Here is a 5,517-nt window from a genome sequence, read left to right on the forward strand (position 1 = left end):
TCGAGCAGGGCACCCGCGACCAGATCTTCGACGACCCGAAACACACCTACACCCGAAAACTCCTCGCAGCCGTCCCGAGCCTGCAAGCCACCCCCGAAGGAGGCGTCAGCCTGTGCTGGCGCAATGCCGAGCACGTGACGACGACCGCAACGCAAGCCGAAAGCCGGATACGATGACGAACAAGGGACATTGGGCCACCTTATCTGCCTATGCGCGCGGCCGAACCTCGGTTTTCGCCTCGCGGCTCGATCAACGGATGTCGTATTGCTGCTACATCCCGGCGAGCTACACGGAGACGGGCGATCGCCGCTACCCGCTGGCCGTTCTGGTCCATGGCAGCCTGCGTGACGCAACGGGTTTGCGCGACCAGTTCATCGATTTCGCCGAGGCTGCACAATGCGCCCTTCTGGCCCCGCTCTTTCCATGCGGCATCGTCGAGCCCGGCGACCTGCACAACTACAAGCGCATGCTTTACGAAGGCATCCGCTACGATCGCGTTCTGCTCGATATGATCGCGGAGATCGGCGAGACCTATCGGTTGCACACTGACCGCGTTCTGATGCACGGATTCTCGGGTGGCGGGCAGTTCGCCCACCGCTTTCTCTATCTGCATCCTGAAAGGCTCATGGGTGTGTCGATCGGCGCGCCCGGCGTCGTGACGCTTCCCGATCCCGACAAGCCCTGGTGGGTCGGGACCGGCGGATTGGAGGCGATCTTCGGCAGGCGCCTCGACCTGGATGCCATGCGAAAGGTGCCGGTCGAAATGGTGGTCGGAGCCCAGGACGTCGAAACCTGGGACGTGACGGTCAAGCCCAGCTCGCCGAACTGGATGGAAGGCGTCAACGACACCGGCAAGACGCGTATCGACCGGCTCCGCAGCCTGGAGCGGGCCTTCTTGGCGCAAGGCATCTCGGTCCGCTTCGACGTCGTTCCCGATGTCGAGCATGCGGGCGGGCTCGTTCAGGAGCCGGTCAAAGCCTTTTTCTCGGATGTCCTGACCGGCCGCGGCCTGGCCCGTTCCCCCTGATCGGCATGAGCGCCGATCCGGCGCTCCAGCTTCGCCACCGCCTTGTCGCGTCAGCGGTCCACGGCCCCACCGCTCGCCGCCCTTCGGAGTCGATCGTGATCCAAAAGAAGCCGTCCACCCCGAAGATCGGATGCTGGCTCGCCGCGCCGGACACGGTCTTCATCGAAATCGCAGCCGATCTCGGCTATGACATGCTGGTCCTCGATGTAGAACACGGCACGCTGTCGCTGGCGGATCTGGACCGGCTGATCCCGCTCGCGCGAGCCTTGGGATTGCAGGTGCTGGTCAAGGTGACCGGACCGCAAGGCGAGGCGATCCAGCAGGCGCTGGATTTCGGCGCCCACGGCGTGGTGATTCCGCATATCGGCGACATCGGTCATGCACGGACCGTGTGCGCCGCGTCGAAGTATCCGCTCCTCGGCACGCGCAGCTATGCGGGGGCCAGAAGCGTTCGATACGGCGTTCCGGACGACGCCTATTTCGAACGCGACAATCGCGAAACGCTCTGCTTCCCGATGGTCGAGACGGCCGACGCCTTGCGTGACCTGGAGGCAATCCTGGCTCTTCCGATGGTGGATGGCGTCTTCGTCGGGCCCTCGGATCTCTCATTGACGCGGGGCCGCGGCCGCTACCGCTTCACCGATGCCGACCGCGACGATCTGCGGCTCGTCGCCAGGCTTTGTGCCGATGTCGGAAAGCCGTGGATCATGCCGGCATGGCGCGATGCAGAACGCGCCTTCGCCGCGAGCGCCGGCGCGGCCTCCTTGATTGTCGCGGAGCAACAGGCCGCCCTTCATGACGGGCTATCCGCACATCTGCTGAGCGCCAGATCAACAGGTCTTCGAACATAGCTTTATCGTACAGAAATGCGCTTTGAAATTGGCGCGACCGTAGCCCTGTCTGCTGGCGTTATTGGCCTTCGGGCGTAAACCTCCAGCACAGGCTGACGCCTCCTTCGGGGGTGGCTTGCAGGCTCGGGACGGCTGCGAGGAGTTTTCGGGTGTAGGTGTGTTTCGGGTCGTCGAAGATCTGGTCGCGGGTGCCCTGCTCGACGATGCGGCCGTCCTGCATGACGACGACGCGGTCGGCGACCTGCTCGACGACGCCGAGATCGTGGCTGATGAAGAGGCAGGAGAAGCCGTGCTTCTTCTGGAGGTCGTCGAAGAGCTCCAGCACCTGGGCGCGGACGGTGACGTCCAGCGCCGAGACCGGCTCGTCGGCGATGACGAAGCTCGGCCGGCGCACCACCGCGCGCGCGATCGCGACGCGCTGGCGCTGCCCGCCGGAGAGTTCGTGCGGATAGCGCTCGGCGAAGTCCTCGCCCAGGCCCACCTCGGCCAGGACCTCGCCGACGCGGGCCCGACGCGCGGCCGCGCTCATCGGCTCGCCCAGCCGCAAGGGCTCGGCGACGAGCTGGCGGATGGTCATGCGCGGATCGAGCGAGGAGTAGGGGTCCTGGAAGACCATCTGGCAGTTCAGCCGGTAATCCCAGTACGCCGCATCGCTCCTGTCGATCGGTTTGCCCAGAACCGACTTGCCGTTGAACAGGATCGCGCCGCCCGAGGGCTGCACCAGCCCGGCGATGGACTGGCCGAGCGTGGTCTTGCCCGAGCCCGAGCCGCCGACGACCGCGACGACCTCGCCGGGTTTGACCTCGAGCGAGATGCCGTGCAGCGCGCGCTTGCCCGCGCTCCGGCGCAGGAAGCCCTGCCGGCCGGGATAGTCGACGACGAGGTCGCGCACCGCGACGAGGGGAGTCTCCGCATGCGGCAGCAGCCGGATCGGCAGGCGCTGCGGCATCGCGGCCAGGAGCTTGCGGGTATAGGGGTGTTGCGGCCGCGCCAGCAGCTCCTCGGCGCGGCCCTGCTCGACCACGACGCCCTGCTGCATCACGACGATGCGGCTGCAATAGCGCGCGACCATGCCCAGATCATGGGAGATCAGCAGCACGGCGGTATCGTTGGCCTGCGTCAGCCCGACCATCAGCTCCATCACGTCGCGCTGCACGACGGCGTCGAGCGCGGTGGTGGGCTCGTCGGCGAGCAGCAGCGCCGGCTTCAGCAGCATCACCGAGGCCAGCATGATGCGCTGGCGCATGCCGCCGGAGAACTGGTGCGGATAGGCGCCGAGCGCCCCTTCCGGGTCGGAGAGGCCCACGCGCCGGAGCATGTCGAGGATCAGCTCCCGGCGGGCCGGCGCATCGAGCCTGCGGTGCAGCGCCAGCCCTTCCTCGAGCTGCCGGCCGATCGGCATCGAGGGGTTGAGCGAGGTCATCGGCTCCTGGAAGACCATGCCGACCCTGGCCCCGCGCAGGGCGCGCAGGGCCTTCGGCGCCATCCCCATCACGTCCCGGCCCTCGAAGCGGATGGTACCGCCCGTCAGCCTGACCGCGGGCGGCACGAACCCCATCACGGCGCGGGCGGCCAGGGTCTTGCCCGAGCCGGATTCGCCGACGATGCCGACGATCTCCCCGGGGAAGACCTGGAAGGAGACGTCGTCCACGACCTTGCGGCCGGTCATGCCGATGGCGAGCGTGAGGCCCGCGACATCCAGCAGGGGAGCGGTCCTTTGCTCCGACGCGCTCTCTTCACGCGAACCGGTTCCCCCTTCGCTCGAATACGCGTCCCTCATCGCGCGCCCCTCATCCGCGGGTCGAGCCGGTCGCGCAGCGCGTCGCCCAGCAGGTTGATGCCGAGCAGGGTCAGCGAGATGCAAAGGCCGGGGAAGATGCCGAGCCACATCGCCTGGCCGATATAGGGCCGCGAGGCCGCGAGCATGTTGCCCCAGGTCGGGGCCGGAGGGGGCACGCCCAGTCCCAGGAAGGACAGCGCGCTCTCGGCCAGCAGCACATAGCCGAACATCGAGGTCGCCAGCACCGTCAGCGGCGCGATGCAGTTGGGCAGGATGTGGCGCATCATGGTGAAGGCCTCGCAGTTGCCCATCACGCGCGAGGCCGCGACGAACTCGCGCTCGCGCAGGGAGAGCACCGTGCCGCGCACGACGCGGGCGACGGAGGGCGTGTAGGCGATGCCGAGCGCGACGATGATGCCGTATTTGTTGGCGCCGACCACCGCGAGCAGGCCGAGCGCCAGCAGGATGCCGGGGAAGGCCAGCAGCGCGTCGTTGAAGGCCATGACGATGCGGTCGGTCCAGCCGCGCAGATAGCCCGAGAGCAGGCCGATCAGCGTGCCGGCGATAACGGCGAGCGTCACCGTCAGGACACTGATCCAGACCGAGGTCGCCGCCCCCGCCATCAGCCGCGAGAGCACGTCGCGGCCGAACTCGTCGGTGCCGAGCCAGTGCAGCGCCGACGGCGCGGCGAGCTTCTCGCGGAAGGAGAGCTTCAGCGGATCATAGGGCGTCCACAGCGCCCCGGTCGCGGCCGTGGCGAGCAGGATCGCGATCAGCGCGCCGCCGACCAGCGCATTGGGCGCCGGCAGGCCGCGCCGCCGGTGCGGGGGCGCCGCGGCCGCGGCCTTCGGCACCGCCCCGCCGGTCGTCAGGGGGCTGTCGGTCATGGCGCGGCCACCGTCATTGTGCAGCAACCCTCGGGTCGAAGATCGGATAGCAGAGGTCGATCACCAGATTGACCAGCACATAGGTGAAGGCGACGAAGAGCATGCAGCCCTGGATGACGGGATAGTCGCGCGCGAAGATCGCATCGACCAGCAGCCGCCCGAGTCCGGGAATAGTGAACACCGTCTCGACCACCGCGATGCCGCCGAGCAGGTTGCCGAGCACGAGGCCGATCAGCGTCCAGGTCGGGCCGAAGGCGTTCCTGAAGGCGTGGCGCCACAGCACGGCGCTTTCCGACAGGCCCTTGGCGCGGGCATGGGTGATGTAGTCCAGCCGCAGCACCTCCAGCGTCGAGGCCCGCGCCATGCGCAGGATGACGCCAATCTCGTGCAGGAACAGCGTCAGGATCGGCATGACGAGGTAGACAAGCCCCGCCTTCCAGTCGTCGGCGATCGAGACATAGCCCACGACCGGCAGCCAGCCGAGCTTCAGCCCGAAGAACAGCAAAAGCAGCAGGCCGAGCCAGAAGGTCGGCACCGAGAGCAGCAGCGTCGCGGTGGCGACGAGCCCGATATCGAGCGCTGAATCCTGCTTCCAGGCGGCGATCACGCCGGCCGGAACCGCGACGCAACTCGCCAGCAGCACCGCCACCAGCACGATCTGCGCGCTCACCGCGAAGCGCTGCAGGATCAGCGGCAACACCGCCTGCTGCGACGAGATCGAGTGGCCGAAATCGCCCTGCAGCACATGGCCGATCCAGAGGCCGAACTGCACCGGCAGGCTCTGGTCGAGCCCCAGCCGAGCCCGCAGATCCGCCAGGCTCGCCGGCGTCGCCAGATCCCCCAGCATCAGCTGCGCCGGATCCCCCGGTATCAGACGGATCAAGACAAAAACCGACACCGCAACGATCACAAGCGTCGGCAACGCCATCCCAAGCCGCGTCAACCCAAAACGAACCATCAATGCCCTCCCAA

At 67.6% G+C, this 5,517-nt stretch carries 6 protein-coding genes; 3 read left to right on the top strand and 3 right to left on the bottom strand.

What is annotated here, in order from left to right:
- The 3 genes from ACOJTB_RS16960 to ACOJTB_RS16970 form a co-directional block, all read left to right on the top strand.
- Nucleotides 1-176 (top strand): ABC transporter ATP-binding protein (locus ACOJTB_RS16960; RefSeq protein WP_420103706.1); only part of this gene is annotated, 176 nt, incomplete at its 5' end.
- On the top strand, nt 113-1,027 hold the full coding sequence (locus ACOJTB_RS16965; protein WP_420103703.1) for an alpha/beta hydrolase: 915 nt from the start codon (nt 113-115) through the stop codon (nt 1,025-1,027). The genes ACOJTB_RS16960 and ACOJTB_RS16965, both read left to right, overlap by 64 nt.
- Nucleotides 1,028-1,032: 5 nt before the next feature.
- Nucleotides 1,033-1,878 carry an HpcH/HpaI aldolase family protein gene (locus ACOJTB_RS16970; protein ID WP_420103704.1) on the top strand — a complete coding sequence of 282 codons (846 nt, stop codon included), beginning with the start codon at nt 1,033-1,035 and terminating at the stop codon, nt 1,876-1,878.
- 58 nt (nt 1,879-1,936) lie between these two features.
- Here ACOJTB_RS16970 and ACOJTB_RS16975 read toward each other — a convergent pair whose 3' ends face one another.
- The 3 genes from ACOJTB_RS16975 to ACOJTB_RS16985 form a co-directional block, all read right to left on the bottom strand.
- Nucleotides 1,937-3,547, bottom strand: coding sequence for an ABC transporter ATP-binding protein (locus tag ACOJTB_RS16975; RefSeq protein WP_420103707.1), 1,611 nt, complete (start codon nt 3,545-3,547; stop codon nt 1,937-1,939).
- A 107-nt stretch (nt 3,548-3,654) separates the two neighbouring features.
- Complete coding sequence (locus tag ACOJTB_RS16980; protein WP_420103705.1) at nt 3,655-4,545, bottom strand: ABC transporter permease; 891 nt, start codon at nt 4,543-4,545, stop codon at nt 3,655-3,657.
- A 13-nt stretch (nt 4,546-4,558) separates the two neighbouring features.
- Nucleotides 4,559-5,503, bottom strand: a complete 945-nt coding sequence (locus ACOJTB_RS16985) for an ABC transporter permease (RefSeq protein ID WP_420103708.1) — start codon at nt 5,501-5,503, stop codon at nt 4,559-4,561.
- Nucleotides 5,504-5,517: the final 14 nt, after the last annotated feature.

Source organism: Allobosea sp., from assembly GCF_048595345.1.
GTDB lineage: Bacteria > Pseudomonadota > Alphaproteobacteria > Rhizobiales > Beijerinckiaceae > Allobosea.